The organism is Inquilinus sp. 2KB_23, from assembly GCF_052115705.1.
Lineage (GTDB): Bacteria > Pseudomonadota > Alphaproteobacteria > DSM-16000 > Inquilinaceae > Inquilinus > Inquilinus ginsengisoli_A.
This window is the reverse complement of the sequence record NZ_JBFRHF010000028.1, coordinates 16,906-39,069: the sequence shown is the minus strand read 5'-3', so window position 1 is coordinate 39,069 and position 22,164 is coordinate 16,906. Positions and strand designations below refer to the sequence as shown.

Annotated in this window: 21 protein-coding genes; 3 read left to right on the top strand and 18 right to left on the bottom strand. The window is 70.9% G+C overall.

Annotated features, from left to right (window positions below; translation table 11 throughout):
• Positions 1 to 28: 28 nt before the first annotated feature.
• On the bottom strand, positions 29 to 676 hold the full coding sequence (locus AB4112_RS28790; protein WP_441724520.1) for a hypothetical protein: 648 nt from the start codon (positions 674 to 676) through the stop codon (positions 29 to 31).
• 42 nt (positions 677 to 718) lie between these two features.
• Complete coding sequence (locus AB4112_RS28785) at positions 719 to 1,879, bottom strand: glycosyltransferase (protein ID WP_441724518.1); 1,161 nt, start codon at positions 1,877 to 1,879, stop codon at positions 719 to 721.
• Between the two features lie 136 nt (positions 1,880 to 2,015).
• Between AB4112_RS28785 and aceB the strand changes: the two genes are divergently transcribed.
• Positions 2,016 to 3,638, top strand: coding sequence for a malate synthase A (gene aceB / locus AB4112_RS28780; RefSeq protein ID WP_441724516.1), 1,623 nt, complete (start codon positions 2,016 to 2,018; stop codon positions 3,636 to 3,638).
• Positions 3,639 to 3,763: 125 nt separating this feature from the next.
• Positions 3,764 to 4,615 (top strand): universal stress protein, encoded by an 852-nt coding sequence (locus tag AB4112_RS28775; protein ID WP_441724514.1) that lies wholly within the window; start codon positions 3,764 to 3,766, stop codon positions 4,613 to 4,615.
• A 33-nt stretch (positions 4,616 to 4,648) separates the two neighbouring features.
• On the opposite strand, the gene AB4112_RS28770 is transcribed toward AB4112_RS28775, so the two are convergent.
• The 11 genes from AB4112_RS28770 to phnG all read right to left on the bottom strand — a co-directional run bounded on the left by AB4112_RS28770 (position 4,649) and on the right by phnG (position 14,686).
• Positions 4,649 to 6,031: an MFS transporter gene (locus AB4112_RS28770; RefSeq protein ID WP_441724512.1), complete on the bottom strand. Its 1,383-nt coding sequence runs from the start codon at positions 6,029 to 6,031 to the stop codon at positions 4,649 to 4,651.
• A 155-nt stretch (positions 6,032 to 6,186) separates the two neighbouring features.
• A complete protein-coding gene (locus tag AB4112_RS28765; protein WP_309794656.1) occupies positions 6,187 to 7,374 on the bottom strand; it encodes a M20 metallopeptidase family protein in 1,188 nt (395 codons plus the stop codon).
• Between the two features lie 138 nt (positions 7,375 to 7,512).
• Positions 7,513 to 8,055 carry an MOSC domain-containing protein gene (locus tag AB4112_RS28760; protein WP_441724510.1) on the bottom strand — a complete coding sequence of 181 codons (543 nt, stop codon included), beginning with the start codon at positions 8,053 to 8,055 and terminating at the stop codon, positions 7,513 to 7,515.
• Positions 8,052 to 8,756, bottom strand: coding sequence for a DUF1045 domain-containing protein (locus AB4112_RS28755; RefSeq protein ID WP_441724508.1), 705 nt, complete (start codon positions 8,754 to 8,756; stop codon positions 8,052 to 8,054). The genes AB4112_RS28760 and AB4112_RS28755 overlap by 4 nt, the downstream gene beginning before the upstream one ends.
• Before the next feature lie 2 nt (positions 8,757 to 8,758).
• Positions 8,759 to 9,904 (bottom strand): alpha-D-ribose 1-methylphosphonate 5-triphosphate diphosphatase, encoded by a 1,146-nt coding sequence (locus tag AB4112_RS28750; RefSeq protein WP_441724506.1) that lies wholly within the window; start codon positions 9,902 to 9,904, stop codon positions 8,759 to 8,761.
• Positions 9,901 to 10,638: a phosphonate C-P lyase system protein PhnL gene (phnL, locus tag AB4112_RS28745; protein WP_441724504.1), complete on the bottom strand. Its 738-nt coding sequence runs from the start codon at positions 10,636 to 10,638 to the stop codon at positions 9,901 to 9,903. Before phnL ends, AB4112_RS28750 begins: the two co-directional genes overlap by 4 nt.
• A 2-nt stretch (positions 10,639 to 10,640) precedes the next feature.
• Entirely contained in the window at positions 10,641 to 11,417 is a 777-nt protein-coding gene (gene phnK, locus AB4112_RS28740) for a phosphonate C-P lyase system protein PhnK (RefSeq protein ID WP_309794665.1), read from the bottom strand.
• The gene (locus AB4112_RS28735; RefSeq protein ID WP_441724502.1) at positions 11,414 to 12,352 is read right to left on the bottom strand and encodes an alpha-D-ribose 1-methylphosphonate 5-phosphate C-P-lyase PhnJ; all 939 of its coding nucleotides are present in this window, start codon (positions 12,350 to 12,352) and stop codon (positions 11,414 to 11,416) included. Before AB4112_RS28735 ends, phnK begins: the two co-directional genes overlap by 4 nt.
• Positions 12,353 to 12,508: 156 nt before the next feature.
• Positions 12,509 to 13,627, bottom strand: coding sequence for a carbon-phosphorus lyase complex subunit PhnI (locus tag AB4112_RS28730; protein ID WP_441724500.1), 1,119 nt, complete (start codon positions 13,625 to 13,627; stop codon positions 12,509 to 12,511).
• 4 nt (positions 13,628 to 13,631) lie between these two features.
• On the bottom strand, positions 13,632 to 14,237 hold the full coding sequence (phnH, locus tag AB4112_RS28725; protein ID WP_441724498.1) for a phosphonate C-P lyase system protein PhnH: 606 nt from the start codon (positions 14,235 to 14,237) through the stop codon (positions 13,632 to 13,634).
• Complete coding sequence (gene phnG / locus AB4112_RS28720; RefSeq protein WP_441724496.1) at positions 14,234 to 14,686, bottom strand: phosphonate C-P lyase system protein PhnG; 453 nt, start codon at positions 14,684 to 14,686, stop codon at positions 14,234 to 14,236. The genes phnH and phnG overlap by 4 nt, the downstream gene beginning before the upstream one ends.
• A gap of 97 nt (positions 14,687 to 14,783) precedes the next feature.
• Here phnG and phnF point away from each other — a divergent pair, with 97 nt between their 5' ends.
• Positions 14,784 to 15,542 carry a phosphonate metabolism transcriptional regulator PhnF gene (phnF, locus tag AB4112_RS28715; protein WP_441724494.1) on the top strand — a complete coding sequence of 253 codons (759 nt, stop codon included), beginning with the start codon at positions 14,784 to 14,786 and terminating at the stop codon, positions 15,540 to 15,542.
• A gap of 9 nt (positions 15,543 to 15,551) precedes the next feature.
• Here the strand turns inward: phnF and AB4112_RS28710 are convergent, their stop codons facing one another.
• The 5 genes from AB4112_RS28710 to AB4112_RS28690 all read right to left on the bottom strand — a co-directional run bounded on the left by AB4112_RS28710 (position 15,552) and on the right by AB4112_RS28690 (position 22,073).
• A complete protein-coding gene (locus AB4112_RS28710; protein ID WP_441724492.1) occupies positions 15,552 to 15,905 on the bottom strand; it encodes a hypothetical protein in 354 nt (117 codons plus the stop codon).
• Positions 15,906 to 16,261: 356 nt separating this feature from the next.
• Entirely contained in the window at positions 16,262 to 17,593 is a 1,332-nt protein-coding gene (gene oxlT / locus AB4112_RS28705; RefSeq protein ID WP_441724490.1) for an oxalate/formate MFS antiporter, read from the bottom strand.
• 445 nt (positions 17,594 to 18,038) lie between these two features.
• Positions 18,039 to 19,793: a YbaL family putative K(+) efflux transporter gene (ybaL, locus tag AB4112_RS28700; protein ID WP_309794676.1), complete on the bottom strand. Its 1,755-nt coding sequence runs from the start codon at positions 19,791 to 19,793 to the stop codon at positions 18,039 to 18,041.
• 136 nt (positions 19,794 to 19,929) lie between these two features.
• Positions 19,930 to 21,312, bottom strand: a complete 1,383-nt coding sequence (locus tag AB4112_RS28695; RefSeq protein ID WP_441724488.1) for a dipeptidase — start codon at positions 21,310 to 21,312, stop codon at positions 19,930 to 19,932.
• Positions 21,309 to 22,073 (bottom strand): SDR family NAD(P)-dependent oxidoreductase, encoded by a 765-nt coding sequence (locus AB4112_RS28690; RefSeq protein ID WP_309794678.1) that lies wholly within the window; start codon positions 22,071 to 22,073, stop codon positions 21,309 to 21,311. The genes AB4112_RS28695 and AB4112_RS28690 overlap by 4 nt, the downstream gene beginning before the upstream one ends.
• Positions 22,074 to 22,164: the final 91 nt, after the last annotated feature.

The following is a 22,164-nucleotide window of genomic DNA, read 5'->3' as shown; positions in this document are numbered from 1 at the left end:
GGGTGCGGGAGAGGGGAAACGAAGCCCCTCACCCCGTCTCCGCCCCCACCGGCCGCGACCCGGCATAAGGCGACCCCGGCGGCTTATCCCGGGCCTCGGCGATCGCCCAGTCCTCCTCCGCCCAGCGGCTCCAGTCGGGCTCGATGCCCAGCTGCCGGCACAGCCGGGCCACGGTCTCGCCCAGCGGGCGGTCCAACACCTCGGGGTCCAGCACCGGATCGATCTCCGGGAGCATCTTGGCCAGCATGTCCCGCAGCTTGCGGCCGGCATGGTATTCGGGTTCGACCTGATCGATGGCCTGGTCGACGATGCGCTCGATCTGCCGCCTGCGCTGCTGCTGGCGCGCCTGGCCGGCGGCTTCGGCCCGGGCGGTCGCGGCCTTCTGCTGCGGGCCGTACAGCTCGCGGGCGATGCGGGCCTGCAGCGCCATGATCTGGATCACCAGCCGGGACAGGCGCGGGAAGGCGATGCCGGCGGAGACGATCCGGGCCTGCGTCTGGTCGGGCGTGGCGCCGGTGGCCTTGGCCGGCGGTGGGTCCATGATCTCGGCATGCATCGCCTCGGCCTGCTCCATGGCCATCTCGGCCAGCCGGGTGAGAAGCCGGATCTGCTGCTGCGCCAGGACCTGGCCGGGATCGGCCGGTCCGGGCTGTGGGGGTGAGTGCGTGTTTGTCATGGAACATATCATGAACATACGCCACAGCTAATACTACCGCGATCAAACCCCTTTTCGCACCAGCCGTTCGAGCAGCGCCACGGCATGGGCCGCATCCGGCATCGCGGCAATCTCGTCCCGCACCGCTTCGGCCGCGCGCCGGCAGGCCGGATCGGCCAGCACGGCGGCAACCGCGTCGCGCACCATCGCCGGCGTGCAGCGCACCGCGTCGAGCACCCGGGCGACGCCGAGGTCTTCGCAGCGGGCGGCGTTGTGCGGCTGGTCGGCGCCGAGCGGGATCAGCACCGAGGGCAGGCCATGCGCCAGGGCGCCGATCACGCTGCCCGACCCGGCATGCGACAGCACCAGGTCGCAATGCGGCAGCAGCAGGGATTGCGGGATGTAGCGCTCGATCCGGATATGGCCGGGCTGGGGACCGAACGCCGCCGGATCGATGTCGCGGCCGACGGTGACGACGGCGTTGACCGGCAGGTCGCGCAGCCCCGCCAGCATCCGCTCGAACAGGTCGCCGGATTCGAGGTTGAACACCGTGCCGAGCGTGGCGTGGACCGTCGGGCGGCCCGCCAGGCCGGCCAGCCAGTCGGGGACTGGGCCGTCCGCCCCGGCGTCGAGCAGATGCGGGCGGATCGGATGCGCGGTGGCCGGCAGCGGATAAGCGGGGTCGCGCAGGCTGGGCGGCACCGGCGACAGCACCAGGTGGCGGCTGAGCATCGCCAGCTCCGGGTCGGCCGCGAGACCGTGCTGCGCCCGCAGCGCCGCCAGCGGTGCGGCCACCAGGTCGCGCCGCACCAGGGCGCCAGCCGCGATCACCAGCACCGAGGCATGGGGCAGGCCCAGCCGCTCGGCCGCGACCATGGCGCCGAAATCGAGCTCGTCGCAGACCACCAGGTCCGGCCGCCAGTCGCCGCACAGCGCCAGCAGCTGCGCCGCCCGGTCGCGCGCCACCCGGCCGGCATAGCCGTCGCGCACCGCCCGGTCCTCCCGCGCCGCGTCCAGCGCCAGCAGCGCGGTGCGGGCTGGCGCTTTGCCAACCGTCGCGCCGCCGGTGGCGAAGGCCTGGAATCCCGCGGCCTCGACGACCGGCACCATCGCCGGCTGGGCCGCGAAGGCGACGGCGTGGCCGGCCGCGGCGGCGGCCCGGGCGATCGGCGCCAGCGGGCCGAAATGGCCGCTGCCGCCGGCGAAGCCCAGCAGGATCCGCATCACGCTCTCCCTCCCCCGCGCCATCGTGCCGCCGGGCGCTCTCAGACTTTGACGAATCCCGCCCCGGATGCCTATGGTTGCCGCGCACAAACCGGGCCGGGCGCCCACGGCCCTCTCAGAGGCTCAGGGATTGCGCATGACCGAGACCCATTCCGCCTACACCACCCCCGGCGGCACCAGCATCACCGGCGCGTGGCGCCCGGATTTCGCCGAGATCCTGACGCCGGAGGCGATCGCCTTCGCGGTCGGGCTTGAGCGCCGCTTCGGCGCCGAGCGCCGCCGCCTGCTGGGCCTGCGCGCCGAGCGCCAGCTGCGGCTGGACGCCGGCGAGAAGCCGGACTTCCTGCCCGAGACCAAGTCGGTGCGCGACGGCGACTGGACCATCGCGCCGATGCCGGCCGACCTGCTGGACCGCCGGGTGGAGATCACCGGGCCGGTCGACCGCAAGATGGTGATCAACGCCCTGAACTCGGGCGCCAGCGTGTTCATGGCCGATTTCGAGGACAGCAACACCCCGACCTGGGCCAACCAGATCGAGGGCCAGATCAACCTGCGCGACGCGATCGACCGCAGCATCGCCTTCACCGACCCGTCCTCGGGCAAGGACTACGCCCTGAAGGACAAGACCGCCGTGCTCAAGGTCCGGCCGCGCGGCTGGCACCTGGAGGAGGCGCATCTGCTGGTCGACGGCAAGCCGGCCTCGGGCGCGCTGTTCGATTTCGCGCTGTTCGTGTTCCACAACGCCAAACGGCTGATCGCCAACGGCACCGGCCCCTATTTCTACCTGCCGAAGCTGGAGAGCCACCGCGAGGCGCGGCTGTGGAACGAGGTCTTCACCCACGCCGAGCAAGCCCTTGGCATCCCGCACGGAACCATCAAGGCGACGGTGCTGATCGAGACCATCCTCGCCGCCTTCGAGATGGATGAGATCCTGTATGAACTGCGCGACCATTCGGCCGGGCTGAACTGCGGCCGCTGGGACTATATCTTCAGCTTTATCAAGAAGTTCCGGAACGATCCTCATGCGGTTCTGCCAGACCGCGCCGAGGTCACGATGGCGACGCCGTTCCTGACCGCGTACAGCCTGCTGGCGGTGAAGACCTGCCATCGCCGCGAAGCCGCGGCGATCGGCGGCATGGCCGCCTTCATCCCGGTGCGCGGCGACCCGGCGGCGAACGAGGCTGTCTTCGCCAAGGTCCGCGCCGACAAGGAGCGCGAGGCCAACAACGGCCATGACGGCACCTGGGTCGCCCATCCCGGCCTGGTGCCGGTGGCGCTGGAGGTGTTCGACCGGCTGATGCCGACGCCGAACCAGATCCACCGCAAGCGCGAGGACGTCCACGTCGCGGCGGCCGACCTGCTGGTGGTGCCGCCCGGCCACAAGACCGAGGCCGGGCTGCGCATGAACGTCTCGGTCGGCATCGGCTACATCGAGGCCTGGCTGCGCGGCCTGGGCTGCGTGCCGCTGTTCAACCTGATGGAGGATGCGGCCACCGCCGAGATCAGCCGCACCCAGGTGTGGCAGTGGCTGCACCAGGGCAGCACGCTGGACGACGGCCGGCCGGTCGACGTCGCGCTGGTGCGCCAGACCATCCGCGAGGAGCTGGCGGCGTGGAAGGACCGGCTGGGCACCGAACGCTATGCCGCCGGCAAGTGGGACGAGGCCGCCGGCCTGTTCCAGGACCTGGTGGAGCGCCAGGATTTCGTCGAGTTCCTGACCCTGCCCGCCTATCAGCGTGTGGTGGCGAACGCCGCGTAACCCTCTGGCGCCGCTGCGATCCTCGGCGCATCCTGCCTTGGATCGCGGCGCCGCCGCTCCACATTGTTGAGACCACCCTGCGCCGCCGCGGACCGGTGCCGCGCGGCCGACATGGAGCCGATGACATGGCCAAAGTCCTCGCCTGTATCGACGGCTCGATCTACTCGCAGAGCGTCTGCGACCTCGCCGGCTGGGCCACGGCACGGCTGAACCAGACCGTCGAGCTGCTGCATGTGCTGGGCCGCCGCGAGGTCTCGACCATCCCGGTCGACATCAGCGGCACCCTGGTCGCCTATTCCCAGGACATCCTGGCCGAGCTGGCCGCGATGGATGAGCAGCGGGCCAGCCTGTCGCAGCGGCGCGGCCGGATCCTGCTGGAGGAAGGCAAGGCCCGGATCGCGGAGGCCGGCGCGGTCACGGTCGAGACCCATCTCTACAATGGCGACCTGGTCGAGACGGTCGGCGAGTTCGAATCCGACACCAGCGTCATCGTCATCGGCAAGCGCGGCGAGGCGGCGGATTTCGCCAAGCTGCATCTCGGCTCGAATCTCGAGCGGGTGGCGCGCGCCACCAAGAAGCCGGTGCTGGTGGCGGCCCGCGCCTTCCGGCCGATCCAGCGCTTCCTGATCGCCTTCGACGGCGGCCCCAGCGTGACCAAGGCGGTGGACATGATCGCCGCAGGCCAGCTGCTGCGCGGGCTGGAGGGCCATCTGCTGATGGCCGGCAACCCGGATGACGAGGCCAAGAACCGCCTGGCCGCGGCCGAGGCGAAGCTGCGCGACGCCGGCTGGAACATCACCGCCCGGATCCTGCCGGGCGAGCCGGAGGCGGTGATCGCGGCGGAGGTCGAGCGCACGCCGATCGACCTGCTGGTGATGGGCGCCTACGGCCACTCCCGCATCCGCAACCTGATCATCGGCAGCACCACCACCGCGATGGTGCGGTCCTGCCTGATCCCGGTGCTGATGATGCGGTGAGAGCCCCGGGTCAGCCGCAGGCTGATCCCCGCCTCAGCCCTCGCGGTTCAGCAGCCACAGGCCGATCGTGCCGCCCATGACGCACAGGGCGAGCACGTAGTAGACATGCGCCATCGGGTCCACCGCCAGCAGCAGCGGCACCACCACCGGGGTCAGCCCGCCGAACACCGCATAGGCGACGTTGTAGGAGAAGGACAGGCCGGAGAAGCGGACCGCTGCCGGGAAGGCGCGGACCATGACATAGGGCACACCGCCGACGACACCGACCAGGAAGCCGGTCAGGGCGTAGAGCGGCAGCAGCAGCGCCGGGTTCGCGGCGCTCTGGGTGTAGAACAGCCAGACGCTGAGGCCCAGCAGCGGGCAGCCGATGGCGAAGAAGCGCCCGGCGCCGATCCGGTCAATGATGGCGCCGCCGATGACGCAGCCGATCGTCAGGCACAGCGTGGCGACGCTGTTCGCCTCCAGCGCCGTCGCCAGCGGCACGCCATGCAGCTTCTGCAGCAGCGCCGGCGTCATCAGAATGACCACCACGATCGCGGCCGAGAGCAGCCAGGTCAGCAGCATCGACACCACCACCGCGGCGCGATGGTCGCGCACCACCGTCTTCAGCGGCATCTCGGCGGCCAATGCCTTGCGCGCCTGCAGCTCGCGGAAGATCGGGGTCTCCTGCAGCAGGCGCCGCAGATAGACCGAGGCCAGGCCGAACACGCCGCCGAGCAGGAAGGGCACCCGCCAGGCCCAGCTGGTGATCTCGGCCGGGCTGTACAGGCTGTTGACCACCGTCGCCACCAGCGAGCCGAGCAGAATGCCGGCGGTCAGCCCCGCGGTCAACGTGCCGCAGGCGTAGCCGATGCGGTTCGACGGCACATGCTCGGACACGAACACCCAGGCGCCGGGCACCTCGCCGCCGATCGCGGCGCCCTGGGCGATGCGCAGCAGCAGCAGCGCGATCGGGGCCCAGACGCCGACCTGGGCGTAGGTCGGCAGCAGCCCCATGCCGAGCGTCGAGACCGCCATCAGGAAGATGCTGAGGGTGAACACCCGCTTGCGGCCCAGCAGATCGCCGAAATGCGCCATGACGATGCCGCCCAGCGGCCGCACGAGATAGCCGACCGCGAACACCCCGAAGGTCTGGACCTGGCGCAGCCAGTCCGGCACCCCGGGCGGGAAGAACTGCTGCCCCACCGCCGTGGCGAAGAACACGAAGATGATGAAGTCGTAGAACTCCAAGGCGCCGCCGAGCGAGGCCAGGCCGAGGGTCTTGTAGTCCCCGCGGGTCAGCGGCCGGGTCGAGGACAGATTGACCGCGAAGCCGCGGATGGTGCCGGGACCCGAACCCTCGTCCCCAGCAGTCACGGCGGGCTCGCGCAAAGCGATGATGCGGGCGGTGTCCGCCGGAAGGTTCCTGGAGTCCATCGAGAGTCTCGTCGTTTCGGCACGATCAGGGTAACCGGACCGCGCTACGACGCGATTTCTGCATCGTTACAGCAGCAACAGTCTCCCCGCCTCGGCGCAGCCCGGCTCTGCGCCGTGGTCAACCCTTGGCCCGCCGGATGTCCCCGGCGCATGCCTCAGGACAGCAGTTCGACCGCGCTGCGCGACAGGGCGGCGACGCCCAGGCCGATGCAGCCCTCGTCCGGCTGGTAGTCGGAGTTGTGCAGATGGTCGTCGCGGCCGGGCTGCGACGCCCCGACCCTGAGGTGGAAGGACGGCACCCGCTCGGAGAAGAAGGCGAAGTCCTCGGCGCCGAAGCCGGGCGGGGTCTCGTGCACCACGTCGCCGAACTGCTGGCGCACCGCGGCGACCGAAGCCTCGAGCATCTTTTCGTCATTCATCAGCGGCGGCACGCCGAGCCCGTAGTCCAGGTCGCATTCGACCCGGTGGCTGAGCGCGATGCCCTGCACGATCCGGCGCAGCGCCGCCTCGGCGGTGGCCCGCGCCTCCGGCGACCGGGCGCGCACGGTGCCGCGCAGGGTGCAGCTGTCCGGGATGATGTTGTGGGTGGCGCCGCCGGCGATGCTGCCGATGGTTACCACCGCGCCCTCGGCCGGGTTGATCTCGCGCGAGATCACGGTCTGCAGCTGGGTTACTAGATAGGCGGCAGCGACGATCGGGTCGATGGTGTCCTGCGGCCGCGCGGCGTGGCCCGACCGGCCGCGCACGGTGATGTCGAAGCTGTCGGCCGACGCCGTGCTGGCGCCGTGGATGTAGCCGAACCGGCCGGTCGCCATGCCCGGGCTGTTGTGGAAGGCCAGCGCCATGTCGACCCCCTCCAGCGCGCCGTCGGCGATCATGGCGGCGGCGCCGCTCTCCTGCGTCTCCTCAGCCGGCTGGAACACCAGCCGCACGGTGCCGCGCAGCTGCGGCGCCAGGTCCTTCAGCACGGCGCCGACGCCGATCAGGGTCGCGGTGTGGATGTCGTGGCCGCAGGCATGCATCTTGCCGGCCACGGTGCTGGCGAAGGGCAGCCCGGTCATCTCGTGGATCGGCAGCGCGTCCATGTCGGCGCGGATCAGCAGCATCGGCCCGGGCGCGCCGCCGGCGATGTCGGCGACGATGCCGGTGCGGCCGATCCCGGCGCGGTAGGCGATGCCGAGTTTGTCGAGTTCGGCCGCGACGACGCCGGCGGTGCGCTCGACGTCGAAGCCGATCTCGGGATGGGCATGGATGTCGCGGCGAACCTCGATCAGGTCGGGCTCGATCGCCTTTACCGCGGCGTCGATCGATGCGCCGATATCGTTGATGCCGCGCCTGTCCATGGACCGGGAACTCCTCGAGGGTCGGAAGGGGATGGCGTCATCCTGACAGCGATGCGGCCTCCCTGAACACCTCCTGATCCGCATGCCAGCCCGCCACTCCGGTCCATGCAGCGGCGATCCCGGCCGGCCCTTACGACCTCACACCCGTTCCAGCGGCCGGTGCGGTTCCGGCGGCAACTCGATCCGGATGGGATCGCCCGGCTGGACAGCGCCGCCGGCCAGCACGACCGCCATCACCCCGGCCTTGCGCACCAGGTTGCCCTGCTCGTCCCGGCCCAGCACGGCCTTGAGCAGGCCCTGCTGGAAGCCGTCGATCTGGGCGCAGGGGTTGCGCAGGCCGGTGACCTCGACCACCGCGTCGGCGCCGAGATGCAGCCGGGCGCCGGTCGGCAGGCTCAGCAGGTCGATGCCGCGGGTGGCGACGTTCTCGCCCATGTCGCCCGCCGCCACGACGAAGCCGGCGACCGCCAGCTCGTCGAACAGCTCGGCCTGGATCAGGTGGACCTGGCGCAGGTTCGGCTGGGTCGGGTCGACCGCCACCCGCGACCGGTGCTTCACCGTGACGCCGAGATGGGCGTCGCCCTCGACCCCGAGCCCGGCCAGCAGCCGGATGCCGTCGAGGGTGGGCTTGCTGAAGCTGTGGGTGGCGCTGCGGCCGACCGCGGTGACGATGGCGGTCATGCCGCGCCGCCCCGCAGCGGATAGCGCCCGGTGACGCGGAACGGGGCCTCGCGGTCCGCCTGCTCGAACACCGCGATCGCATCGATCCGCAGCGGGTCACGGCACACCGGCGCCGTCCGTTCCGCCAGCGCGGCGCGGACCCGGTCGTGCTCGGCCGCATCGGTCAACCGCGCGGTCAGGGTCATGTGGAACTGGAACTGGTCGAACACATAGGGGTAGCCCCAGCGTTCGAGATGGCGGTCCTGCGCCCGGGTCAGCGGCGACCGGCGCCGCCGCTCCAGCTCGGCGGCGGACAGCGGCGCGCGAAAGCGGTCGAAGGCCTCGACGCAGGCATCGGCCAGCCCGGTCACCTCCGGCGCCGCGGCCGAGGGCACCAGCGCCAGGAAGCCGCCGATCGAGGCCAGCATCAGCGCCGGGCCGGTGGCCGCCGCACGGTCGGCCGCGAAGGCGGCGGCGGCGTGGTGCAGCGCCTCGGCCGGGATGCCGTCGGCCAGCGGGAACGGCGCCTTCAGCGTGGCGTGGAAGCCGTAGTGCCGGGCATCGGCGGTGATGGCGTGGAAGCGGCCGGGGTCGATGCCCTCCAGCCGCGGCTGCGGCCTGTCCTCGCCGGTCACCGGGTCGCGGCCGATGAGGTCGGCGCCCAGCTCCGCCAGGGGCAAGCCCGGCGGCGGTGCGAAGTAGATGGCGTAGCGTCGGGTCATGCTCAGGCCACCCGCTTGCCAGCGCGCCACACACTGCGGATGTGCGGCACGCCGTCGACCAGGCGGAAGCGGACCAGGTCGGCCCGCAGCCCCGGCGCGATGGTGCCGCGGTCGTCCAGCCCCGCCGCCTTGGCCGGGTTGGCGCTGACCAGGGCGATCGCCTGCGGCAGGCCGAGCCCGACCGGATCCTCGGCCAGCATGCACACGGCGTGCAGCATGCTGATCGGCACGTAGTCCGAGGCCAGGATGTCGAGCAGCCCGGCCTTGGCCAGGTCGGCGGCGCCGACATTGCCGCTGTGCGAACCGCCGCGGACCACATTCGGCGCACCCATCAGGATCGACAGGCCGTGGCGGCGCGCCGCTTCGGCCGCGACCGTGGTGGTCGGGAATTCGGAGATGGCGACGCCGAGCGACACCGCCTCGTCGACATGGGCCGCGCTTTCGTCGTCATGGCTGGCCAGCGCCAGGCCGCGGCGGGCCGCGATGTCGGCGATGGCGTGGCGGTGGCGGTCGGCATGGACCTCCTGCGCCGCCTGGCGTTCCTTCAGCAGCACGTCGAGCTCCGCCTCGTTGTAGCGGTGGCGGTTGGCCTGGCGCCACTTCTCGACCTGGACATACTGCCGCTGCCCCGGCGTGTGGTCCATGATCGACAGCAGCCGCACCGCCGGGTCCTCGACCAGCACCGCGAGGTAGTCGAGCACATGCGGGTCGGCGACCTCGCAGCGCAGATGCAGGAAATGGTCGGCCCGCAGCATGTCCTGGCGCCGCGCCGCCTCCAGCCCGTCGACCATCGGCCGCAGCAGCTTGCCGCGCGGCACGCCCTTGTGCTCGCCCATCAGCGACAGGCTGTCGAACACGGTGGTGATGCCGGCGGTGGCGACCTGGGCGTCATGCGCCAGCGCCGCCGAGACGTTGTTCCACATCACCCCCGGCCGTGGCGCGACATGGCGCTCGAGATGGTCGGTGTGCAGGTCGATCAGGCCGGGGATCAGGTAGTCGCCGTCGAGATCCTCGCCGGCGGACGCCCCCTCCTCCCCCCTGCTTTCGTCAATGGCTGCGATGCGGCCGTCCTCGACCCGCAGCATTCCGGTGACGACAGCCTCGGGCGTGACGATCCGGGCATTGGAGAAAATGAGTTCGGTGCTCATGCGGCTGCCTTGTAGAGCGTGACGTCGAAAATGCGGGTCGCCACCCGGTCGCGGACCGCCGTGTCGTGGAAGATCCCGACGATGGCGGCGCCGCGGGCCTTGGCCTCCTCGATCAGCTCGATGACCACGCGCCGGTTCTCGGCGTCGAGCGAGGCCGTCGGCTCGTCGAGCAGCAGGATGGGATACTCCATCGCGAAGCCATGCGCGAGATTGACCCGCTGCTGCTCGCCGCCGGAGAAGGTGGCGGGCGGCAGGGCCCACAGGCTCTCGGGCAGGTTCAGCCGGGCCAGCGGGGTGCGGGCGCGCCGCTCGGCCTCGCCCTCCTCCACCCCGGAGGCCAGCATCGGCTCCTTGACGATCTCCAGCGTTGGCACGCGCGGGATGACGCGCAGGAACTGGCTGACATAGCCCAGCGTGCGGCGCCGGATCTCCAGGATCCGGCGCGGGGTGGCGGTGGTGATGTCGACCGGCTCGCCCTCGTGCCGGATGCGGATGGTCCCGGCCGAGGCCAGGTAGTTGCCGGTCAGGCTGCGCATGAAGGTGCTCTTGCCGGCGCCGGACGCGCCGCCCAGCACGACGCATTCGCCGGCGGCGACGGCGAAGTCGACGCCGGCGAACACCGGCAGCCGCACCCCGCCCTGCCCCGCTTCCCCGCGATTGTGCAGCACGAAGGTCTTGGACAGGCCGGAGACCTCGATCATCGCAATGTTGGGCATCGGAGTCGTGTGCGGCATGGTCAGACCTGCAGGACGGAGGAGACGAGGAGCTGGGTGTAGGGGTGCTGCGGGTCGTCCAGCACCTGGTCGGTCAGCCCGGTCTCGACCACCCGCCCGTGCCGCATCACCATCAGCCGGTCGGCCAGCAGGCGGGCGACGGCGAGGTCGTGGGTGACCAGCACCACGGCGATGCCCAGCCGGCGCACCAGGCCGCGCAGCAGGTCGAGCAGCCGGGCCTGGACCGAGACGTCGAGCCCGCCGGTCGGTTCGTCCATGAACACCAGCCGCGGGCCGGTGACCAGGTTGCGGGCGATCTGCAGCCGCTGCTGCATGCCGCCGGAATAGGTCGCCGGCCGGTCGTCGATGCGGTCGAGGTCGAGTTCGACCTTGGCCATCCAGTCCTGCGCCTGGCCGCGGATGCCGCCATAGTGCCGGGCGCCCACCGCCATCAGCCGCTCGCCGACATTGGCCCCGGCGCTGACATCCATGCGCAGGCCGTCGCGCGGGTTCTGGTGCACGAAGCCCCAGTCGGTGCGGGCCAGCATCCGCCGCTCCGGCTCCGACAGCGCATAGATGTCGATCAGCCCGCGGGTGCGGGTGTCGAATTCGACGGTGCCGGCGCTGGGCGCCAGCCGGCCGGAGATGCAGTTGAGCAGCGTGGTCTTGCCCGACCCGCTTTCGCCGACGATGCCCAGCACCTCGCCGGACGACATCTCGAAGCCGACCTCGCGGCAGCCGGTGACGGTGTCGCCGTAGAGCTTGGTCAGACCGTCGACGCGCAGCAGGACGTCGCTCATGCCCCGTCTCCCCCGTGCGCTTGGTCGACCGCGCGGTCATAGGCGGCCAGCGCCTCACCACTCATGGCGCCGTGGTGGCCGGCCTCGCGCCGGGTGCGGCAGTAATGGCTGTCGGAGCAGACGAACATGTGCTGGCCGGCGTCGTCGAGCACGACCTCGTCGAGATAGCTGTCCTCGGCGCCGCACAGGGCGCAGGGCTGGTCCCAATGCTGGATGTCGAAGGGATGGTCCTCGAAATCCAGGCTGACCACCTTGGTGTAAGGCGGGATGGCATAGATCCGCTTCTCGCGCCCGGCGCCGAACAGCTGCAGCGCCGGGTTCATGTGCATCTTCGGATTGTCGAACTTGGGGATCGGCGACGGCGACATCAGGTACCGCCCATGCACCATCACCGGGTAGGAATAGGTGGTGGCGATGTGGCCGTAGCGGGCGATGTCCTCGTACAGCCGGACATGCATCAGCCCGTAATCGGCATAGCCGTGCATCAGCCGGGTCTCGACCTCGCGCGGTTCCAGCATCCGCAGCGGCTCCGGCTGCGGCACCTGGTAGACCAGGATCTGGCCCTCGACCAGCGGCTGCTCCGGGATGCGGTGGCGGGTCTGGATCACCGTGGCCGCGCCGGTGTCCTCGGTGGTCGCCACCCCGGCGACGCGGGCGAAGAAGCGGCGGATGTTGACGGCGTTGGTGGTGTCGTCGGCACCCTGGTCGATCACCTTCAGCACATCGTCCGGGCCGATGATGCTGGCGGTGACCTGGATGCCGCCCGTGCCCCAGCCATAGGGCACCGGCATCTCGCGCCCGCCGAACGGCACCTGGTAGCCGGGGATCGCCACCGCCTTCAGCAGCGCCCGGCGGATCATCCGCTTGGTCTGCTCGTCGAGATAGGCGAAGTTGTAGCCGGGGTCGCGGGTCACGGCTGCTTTCACGTCAGACATTGGCTCGCCCCCTCACCCACTTCCATTCCCCGTCATCCCCGCGAAAGCGGGGATCTCGCAGCGCACTCACCGGCGGAAGATTCCCGCTTTCGCGGGAATGACGTCCGAGGGGAAGGCCGGAAACAGCCGTTCCCTTGGCCATATCGATCCCAGCGCTCATTCCGCCGCCTCCTTGCGGGTTTCTGCCCCGCCTGCTTCGCGGGCCCGCTGGTCATGCTCCGCCCGCAGCCGGCGGATCAGCTCCAGCTCGCCCTGGAAATCGACGTAGTGCGGCAGCTTGAGATGCTGGACGAAGCCCGAGGCCTCGACATTGTCGCTGTGCGCCAGGACGAATTCCTCGTCCTGTGCCGGATAACGGGCGGCCTCGCCCAGCTCGCGGCCGCGCAGCGCCCGGTCGACCAGCGACATCGCCATGGTCTTGCGTTCGGAATGGCCGAAGGCCAGGCCATAGCCGCGGGTGAACTGCGGCGGCGCCGTCTTCGACCCGGCGAACTGGTTCACCATCTGGCATTCGGTGACGGTGATCTCGCCGATCTCGATGGCGAAGCCCAGCTCCTCCGGCACGATCTCGACCGCCACCTCGCCCAGCCGGATCTCGCCGGCGAAGGGGTGGTTGCCGCCGTAGCCGCGCTGCACCGAATAGCCCAGCGCCAGCAGGAAGCCCTCGTCGCCGCGCGCCAGGTTCTGCAGCCGCTGGTCGCGGTCGGCCGGCAGGGTCAGCGGGTCGCGGGTCAGGTCGACCGGCTCATGGCCTTCCGGCGCCTCGGCCTCGCGCTCGATCAGCCCTTCGCGGTTGAGGATGTCGACCACCCGCGGCACCGGGCCGCCCGGCCCCGCCTCGCCTTCCGGCGCCACCGGCGGTTCGCCGGCTGCGGCCAAAGCGAAGTCGAGCAGGCGATGGGTGTAGTCGTAGGTCGGCCCCAGGATCTGGCCGCCCGGAATGTCCTTGTAGGTGGCCGAGACCCGGCGCCGCACCGTCATGGCGGCGGTGTCGATCGGCTCCGACACGGCGAAGCGCGGCAGCGTGGTGCGGTAGGCGCGCAGCAGGAAGATCGCTTCGACCAAATCGCCCTGCGCCTGCTTGATCGCCAGTGCGGCGAGGTCGCGGTCGTACAGCGATCCCTCGGACATCACCCGGTCGACGGCGAGGCCCAGCTGCTCGCGAATCTGGTCCGGCGCGATCTCGGGCACACCGGGATCGCCGCGGCGGGTTTCCGCCACCAGCGCCTGGGCGTTCTCGATCGCCTTCTCGCCACCCTTGACGGCGACATACATGGGATCAGCCCTCCCAGCGCGTGGTGCGCGGCAGACCCAGCATGCGGTCGCCGCAGGTGAACAGGAGGTCGACCCCGAGCGGATAGGCCGCGCCATTGGCGGCCCAGTCCTCGCGGAACCAGGAGGGCAGCCCGACCACGCCGGCCGGCTCGGCCGTGGCGATGCCCGGGCCGGTGAAGCGGCCCATCGCGGTGCCGTCCAGCGCCGGGACCTCGACCACCAGCGTGGCCGACCGGTCGGGGTAGCGATCCTCGCCCAGGGCGAGGCCGCCGAGGCGCGGCAGCGCCGCCAGGTCGGCGACGAAGACGAAGGATGCGGCCGCCGCATCGGCGACCAGCGGCGCCCCGGTGTGGAAGCGCAGGAAGCTCTGCACCGCCGGGATCGCCAGCGCCGGGTCGAGCCACACCGGCGTGTCGAAATCGACAAGGGTCAGCGCCGCCGCCGCCATGGCGCGCCCGAGCGGCGCCGGCGCCGCGACCGGCTCCGGGCAGGCCACCGGCCGGCCGGGCCGGGCCAGCGCGTCGAGCACGGCGCGGAACACCGCCTGGCCGCCCAGCACCGGGTCGGCGAAGCCAGGCAGCAGGGCGGCAGAGTCAAGGAGGCTGCTCATCGCGGATTCTCCCCGCGCACCATGGTGAAGAAGTCGACCCGGGTGGCCGCGGCCTTGCGCTGCGCCGCCGCCTTGGCCTCGGCCTGGGCCTGGCGCAGCGGCGCCACCAACCCGGCCTCGATGGCATCGCGCCGGGCGGTCTGCAGCAGGGCGTCGGCCCGGGCCGCGATCTCGGCATGGCGGCGGTCGCGGCCGGCGACATAGGCGAAGCCCAGCACGTCGCTGCCGTCGAGCCGCACGGTGCAACGGGTCACCGTCATCTCGCCCAGGGCGAAGGCCATGCCGTCGCCGCCGGCGCGGCCGCGCACCATCACCATGCCGGTCTCGGCCGGGCGCAGCGTGGTGAAGCCGTCCTCGACCCCCAGCGCCGACCACAGGCGCTGCAGCGCCGCCGGCTCGGCCTTGGCCAGGATGGACATCCAGCCCCGGCGCTGTTCGGTTCCGCTCATCATAGGTGGAACAACCTATTGCTAATTGGTCTAGTCATCCGTATGTTTAGATCATGAACCGGATCCGATGACGGCCGCAAGCCGGGAAGGATGAATTTTGCGTGACGCCACCGACGACCGCCGCCTGACCGCCACCTCGCTGAGCCGCGGCGCCGGCGTCGCCCTGTGGCGGCAGATCAGCGAGACGCTGGAGCGGGAGATCAGCGACGGCGTGCACGCCGCGGGCGCCCGGCTGCCGACCGAGGCGGAGCTGGCGGAGCGCTTCGGCGTCAACCGGCACACGGTGCGGCGGGCGATGGCGGAGCTGGAGGAGCACGGGCTGATCGACGTCACCCAGGGCCGTGGCACCTTCGTCCATCTCGGCGCCATCGCCTATCTGATCGGCCGGCGCACCCGCTTCCACGAGAACATGCGGCGCGAGAACCGGCATGCCAGGCTGGAGCTGCTGGATTCGGCGATCGAGCCCGCCCCGGCCGCGGTGGCGCGGGAGCTGGAGATCGCCGCCGGCCTGCGGGTGATCCGGCTGGACACCCGCTCGCACGCCGACGGCCTGCCGCTGAGCCTGGCCAGCCACTATTTCCCGGCGACGCGGTTTCCCGGGCTGGTCGAGATCTTCCGCGAGACCGGGTCGGTGACGGCGAGCTTCGCCCGCTACGGCATCGCCGACTACACCCGCAAGCGCACCCGGGTCTCGGCCCGGCTGCCCGATTCGCGCGAGCAGCGGCTGCTGGAGATCGCCCGCACCCGGCCGGTGATGGCCACCGAGGCGATCAATGTCGACGCCGAGGGCCAGGTGGTCGAGTTCGGCCTGTCGAGCTTCGCCAGCGACCGGATCCAGCTGGTGTTCGAGGGCTGACGGCCGAGATCAGAAGCCGCCGAGGCTGCAGGATCCGCGGTCGCCGAAACCGGCGGCGGCGCCGATGAAGGCGAGCACCGCGGCGACGGCCACGGCGGTGCGCAGCCAGCCATGGGCGGAGGCGCCTTCGCGGTGCGGACGGATGATGGCCAGGGCCAGAGCGCCGGCCACCGCCAGCACGGTCACCGGCCAACCGACGGCGCCGAGGACAAACAGGACCAGCAGCGCCCAGCTGAAGGGGTCGCCGGAGGTGCAGCTCGCCAGCGTGAAGCCGATGGTGCCCGCATAGGCCCAGGCCAGCAGCACCAGGATGTTGCGCAGCCAGAGGCCGATGACGGTGATGATGCGGGGGGCGTTGGACATGCCGGCATCGTTCCGCCGGATTGTGGCGGATCTGCGAAGCGGACCGGTGCGGCGCCCGACGGCCATCCGATATCATCCCCCAAAATGGAAACCGGGCGGGAAGGCTGCCCCTCCCGACCCGGCTCATCCACCCCCGCGGAGCACAGACGCCGCTCCGAAAATCCCCGGCCGCCATGGGGACGGACTGCCGACGGCCGGGTAGGATTCCGTTATCCGAACCGGCTGAGGTCCGGATGATCTCGGGTCAAGTCACACCGCAAGAACTGCATCACGCATTGCCTCTCCCGCCAGGCGGGAGAGGTTACGCGAAGACGCCAGGCACTCTGTCGTTCTTCTGCCCAGCACGCCGACATGCCCTACCCGGCGCTGGCCAACCGGCCGCTGTGGCTGGCCGGCCGCTGCGCCTCGACCGAGGCGGCCGCGGCGTTGCGGGCGTGGTGCCGGATCAGCATCGGCCGCAGGATCACGATCGCCGAGAAGGCCGCGATCAAATCCATCGCCGCGACGGTGTACAGCACCGTCGACCAGGTGCCGGTCGCCTCCATCAGCAGGTTGCCGAACGGCACCAGCAGCGCGGCGACGCCCTTGGCGCAGTACAGCACGCCGTAGATCTTGCCGAGGTGCTTGGTGCCGAAGGTGTCGCCGGCCGTGGCGCTGAACAGCGAGTAGACCTCGCCCCAGGCCAGGAACACCACGCCCGACAGGATCAGGAAGGCCCACGGGTTGTGGCCGAAGGTGCCGAGCGCGACGATGCCGATGCCTTCCATGGTGAAGGCGATGCACATCGTCTTCTCACGCCCGATATGGTCGGACACCCAGCCGAAGAAGGGCCGCGAGATGCCGTTCATGATGCGGTCCAGCATCAGGGCGAAGGGCAGCGCCGCCATGGTGAAGAAGAACAGGTTCACCGGCATGTCCTTGACGCCCAGATCCTGGGCGATGACGCCGAGCTGGGCCACCGCCATCAGACCGCCGGTGACGGTGCAGATGAACATGAACAGCATGACGTAGAACACCGGGGTCTGCAGCGCCTCGCCCAGCGTGTAGTCGCGCCGGGACTGGGCGACCTTGGTCGAGTGCTTCACCTCCTGCTTGCCCGGGGCGCGCAGGAACCAGGCGGCGGCGAAGATGATGCTGCCCTGGATCAGGCCGAACCAGAAGAAGGCGGTCTGGTAGCCCGAGCCGGCGATGACGCTGGCGATCGGGATGATGGTCAGGGCCGAGCCGGCGCCGTAGCCGCCGGCGGTGAGGCCGACCGCGAGGCCGCGCCGGTCCGGGAACCATTTCAGCGCGGCATTGATGCAGGTGGCGTAGACGCAGCCGACGCCGATGCCGCCGATCGCGGCGCCGACATAGAAGCCGGGCAGCGAGGTGGCGTAGGAGTTCACCACCCAGGACAGGCCGGTCATGACGCCGCCCACCAGCACCAGGGCGCGCGGACCGTATTTGTCGATGAAGTACCCCTCGATCGGGGTCAGCCAGGTCTGGACGATGACGAAGATGGTGAAGGCGGTCTGGATCGACGCGCGGCTCCAGCCATAGGTCTCCTGGATCTCCGGCACGAACAGGGTCCAGGCGTATTGGATGTTCGCGGCGGCGACCATACAGACGATGCCGGCAATCAGCTGAACCCAGCGGTTCGCCGGAGCTCTCCCCGTCCCCGCGGAATCGTTGGAAATCGCACTCATGGCGATGGCTCTCCCCAGTGTCGCGTTGCTCTCGTTCGGCCGGTCGTTGGATGCCGGCGGTTCTTTGGCCTTCGTGACGCTCCCCGGCGCCGTCGGTGGCGTCAAGATCGAACCGGGATCCGGGGCCTCCGGATCGTCGGTTCCGCTGATCCTGACCCGTCGAGCCTGCGGGAGCCTGCAAAGGCGTAGGGCGCTGAGCGCCAGCCAAGTGGTATCGGAGATGCGGGCGCTGAGCGTCCCGGTCGGTGCGTCGAAACGGGGCGGACCGTCCTGTCGTTCGCCCGGATGCGCAATCGGCGACGGCGCGGGCCGACAACGGTCCTCTCGGCCGTCGGCGGGATCCTGCCCGCAGCCAGTCCTGATCAAATCGATCTCAACTGGTATACAAAATGAAATATGTCTGAAGCCGCCGACCGGTGCAACAGATTTGCAATGGCGGGCCGGATCAGCCCGCCACGGCCTCCTCCGGGCGGGGGTCGGGCTGGGCGGCCAGCGCCTCCGCCATGCCGCGGGCGATCTCGCGCTCGCCCATGATCACGGTGTCGGCGCCCAGGCCGGTCAGGTGTTCGACCTCGGCGTCCGAATGCGCCCGGGCGATGATGGCGAGGCCGGGATTGGCGGCCCGGCCCTGGGCGACGATCTGGCCCGCCTCGAAGGCGTTGGGCACGGCGACCACCAGCTGGCGCGCGCCGGCCAGGTTGGCGAGGCCCAGGATCTCCGGGCTGGCGGCGTTGCCGATGATGGTCTCGACCCCCTCCTCCTGCAGCCGCGCCACCGGCTGGTCGGCATCTTCGATCACCAGGAACGGCCGGCCCTGGGCCTGCAGCGCCGCCCCGACCAAGCTCCCGACCCGGCCGTAGCCGACCAGCACGGCATGGCCTGCCAGGGCGGTCGGCACCGCCGGCTCGGCCAGCGTCGCCGCCTCGACCGCATCGGGCACCGGTTCCGCGGCCACCGAGGGTTCGGCGACGGCCGGGGCCGGCCGCTCGAGCATCGGCCGCAGCCGGCCGAAGGCGGTGAACACCACGGGGTTGAGCAAGATCGACAGGATGGCGCCGCCCAGGATCAGGTCGCGCCCCGCCTCCGGCAGCAGGCCGGTCTGCACCCCGAGCTCGGCCAGGATGAAGGAGAATTCGCCGATCTGCGCCAGGCTGGCCGAGATCAGCAGCGCCGTGCCGACGGGGTGGCGGAAGACGCGGACGATGACGAAGGCGGCGACCGACTTGCCGATGACGATGATGAAGACGACGGCCAGCATCGGCAGCGGGTCGCGCAGCAGGCTGGCCGGGTCGAACAGCATGCCGACCGAGACGAAGAACAGCACCGCGAAGGCGTCGCGCAGCGGCAGCGTTTCCTGCGCCGCGGCATGGCTGAGCTTGGATTCCCCGAGGATCATGCCGGCGAAGAAGGCGCCGAGCGCCAGCGACACCCCGAACAGCTTGGCCGAGCCGAAGGCAACGCCCAGCGCGATCGCCAGGACCGCCAGCCGGAACAGCTCGCGCGACCCGGTGTGGGCGGTGTAGTGCAGCACCCAGGGGATCACCCGGCGGCCGACCACCAGCATCAGGGCGACGAAGGCCGCGACCTTGAGCAGGGTCAGCCCCAGCACCCCGCCGATGCCGAGGTCGAAATAGGCGGCGATCGGATCGGTGGCGACCACCTCGCCGCCGCCGTTCACCAGCCCCGCCAGCGCGGGCAGCAGCACCAGCGCCAGCACCATCGCGAGGTCCTCGACGATCAGCCAGCCGACGGCGATGCGGCCGCGTTCGGTCTCGACCAGCCGGCGTTCCTGCAACGCCCGCAGCAGCACCACGGTGCTGGCGACCGACAGGGCCAGGCCGAACACCAGGCCGCCGGCCACGGTCCAGCCCAGCCACAGGGCCAGGCCGAGGCCCAGCGCGGTGGCGAAGGCGATCTGGACCACGGCGCCGGGCACCGCGATGGCGCGGACCGACAGCAGGTCCTTCAGCGAGAAGTGCAGCCCGACGCCGAACATCAGCAGGATGACGCCGATCTCGGCCAGTTCCGGCGCCAGCGCCTGGTCGGCGACGAAGCCCGGCGTGTGCGGCCCGACCAGGATGCCGGCCAGGAGGTAGCCGACCAGCGGCGGCGCCTTCAGCCGGTGGGCGATGGCGCCGAAGATGAAGGCCAGGCCGAGGCCGGCGACGATGGTGGCGATCAGGGGGGTATCGTGCGGCATGGATGCGCCTCGGCCTCCGATGGTCGGGGATGCATCGGCCAGGCCGACACGGTTCCATCATTTATGAACGATGGGGCCGATCACAACCTTTGATATGCCCTGCGGCGAGATTTTCTCGCGGGCGTGACCCGCATCGCTATCCGGGGCTCTGCCCGGCCATGCGTGGCAGCAGCCTGGCCCAGCCGACCATGCCGTCGCGGAACCGCTCCAGCCGGAAGAACTCGTTCGGCGAATGGTAGTCCTCGTCCGAGGTCGAGAAGCTGAAGAACACCGTCTCGATCCCCAGCCGGCGGCGGAAGATGGTGCCGATCGGGATGGTCGCGCCCATCGCCACCCGCAGCGGCGGCTGGCCGTAGATCTCGCCCAGCACCCCTTCGGTCAGTGCCAGCACCGGATGGTCGGCCGGCAGGGCGAAGGCCTGGGAGCCCGGGCCGTGGCGCCGGATCTCCAGCCGGTATCCGGCCGGGGCGTGCTGGCGCAGATGCGCCTCGATCGCCGCGAAGACCCGGTCCGGGTCCTGGCCGGCGACCAGGCGGCAGGAGAGCTTGGCGCCGGCCTTGGCCGGGATCACGGTCTTGGTGCCAGGCCCGCCATAGCCGCCGGTGATGCCGTTCAGCTCCAGCGTCGGCTTCAGCCATTGCCGCACCAGCAGATCCTCGGCCGAGGGCAGCGGCCGCGGCAGTTCGGCGCCGATCGCATTGAAGTAGCCTTGGACGTCGAAGCCGGAGGCGCGGATGGCGTCGATCAGCTTCGGGTCCGGCGGCGTGATGCCGTCGTGGAATTCCGCGACCGCGACCTCGCCGGCGTCGTCATGCAAGGTCGCCAGCAGCCGGGCCAGCGCCGGCAGCGGGTTGGGCGCGCTGCCGCCGTGCCGGCCGGAATGCAGGTCCTTGGCGGCGCCATGCAGCTCCAGCTCCATCGCCAGCATGCCCCGGCTGGCGACGGTGACGGTCGGCAGGTCGGGCCGCCACAGCGCGCCGTCGGCCGACAGCACGACGTCGGCGGCCAGCCGGTCGGCCTGGGCCGTGACCAGCGCCTCGAGATGCGCGCTGCCGCACTCCTCCTCGCCCTCGAACAGGAACTTCAGGTTCACCGGCAGCTTGCCCTGGCTTTCCAGGAAGGCCTCGACCACCAGGATCGGGATCAGCGACGGTCCCTTGTCGTCCGAGGCGCCGCGGGCATAGAGCCGGTTGTCGCGGATGGTCGGCTCGAAGGGCGGCGAGGTCCACAGCTCCACCGGGTCGGGCGGCTGCACGTCGTAATGGCCGTAGACCAGCACGGTCGGTGCGCCGGGGGCGTGGCACCATTCCGCCACCACGGCGGGATGGCCCTCGGTCGGCAGGATCTCGACCCGCTCCAGCCCGGCCCGGGCCATGCGGTCGGCGACGAAGCGCGCCGCCCGCTCGATCTCCGGCTTGTAGGCGGGATCGGTGCTGACGCTGGGGATCGCGCAGTACTGCTTCAGCTCCTCGACATGCCGCTCGAACCGGTCCAGCAGCAGGGTCTCGACATCGCTCATTTTCCGCCATCCACGCTCAGCACCTGGCCGGAGATCCAGCCGGCCGATTCGGAGGCGAAGAACAGCACGGCAGCGGCGATGTCGTCGACCGTCCCGAGACGATGCAGCGCGATGGCCCCGAGCAGGCGGGCCTGCCCCGCCTCCCCCATCGCCTCCCACTGGCGTTCGGTGGTGGGGTTGGAGCGGACGAAGCCGGGCGCGACGTTGTTGACGGTGATGCCCCAGGCCCCGAGTTCATGCGCCAGCTGGCGGGTCAGGCCGATCTGCCCGGCCTTGGCGCTGGCATAGGCCTGGATCCCGGTCAGGCTGACGCCGAGACCGGCGCCGCTGGAGATGTTGACGATCCGCCCGCCGCCCCGCCGCTTCATGCCCGGCGCCACCGCCTGGGCGCACCAGAAGGCGCCGGACAGGTTGACGTCGAAGATCGACTGCCAGGCCGCGGCGTCGATCTCCTCGATCGGCCGGCCGACCTGGCCCAGCACGCCGCCGGCATTGTTGACCAGCACGTCGACCGCGCCGTCGGCCGAGGCCGCCTCGGCCTCCGCCACCAGCGCCTGCACCGCCGCACGGTCGGTGATGTCGACGGTGCGCACCGCCCCGTTCGGCCCGAGCAGGGGCGCGGTCTCCGCCAGCCCCTCGGCCTGCCGGTCGCAGGCCCAGACCCGCGCGCCCCGGGCGGCGAAGGCGGCCGCGATCGCCCTGCCGAAGCCATGGGCGGCCCCGGTCACGATCACCGTCCGGCCGGCGAAATCCTGGCTCATGGCATGTCTCCGTCGAAGCTCAGACGTAGGTTGGGTTCGCCTCGACGAACCCAACGGAATCAGATGTTTGCGGCGCGATGTTGGGTTCGAA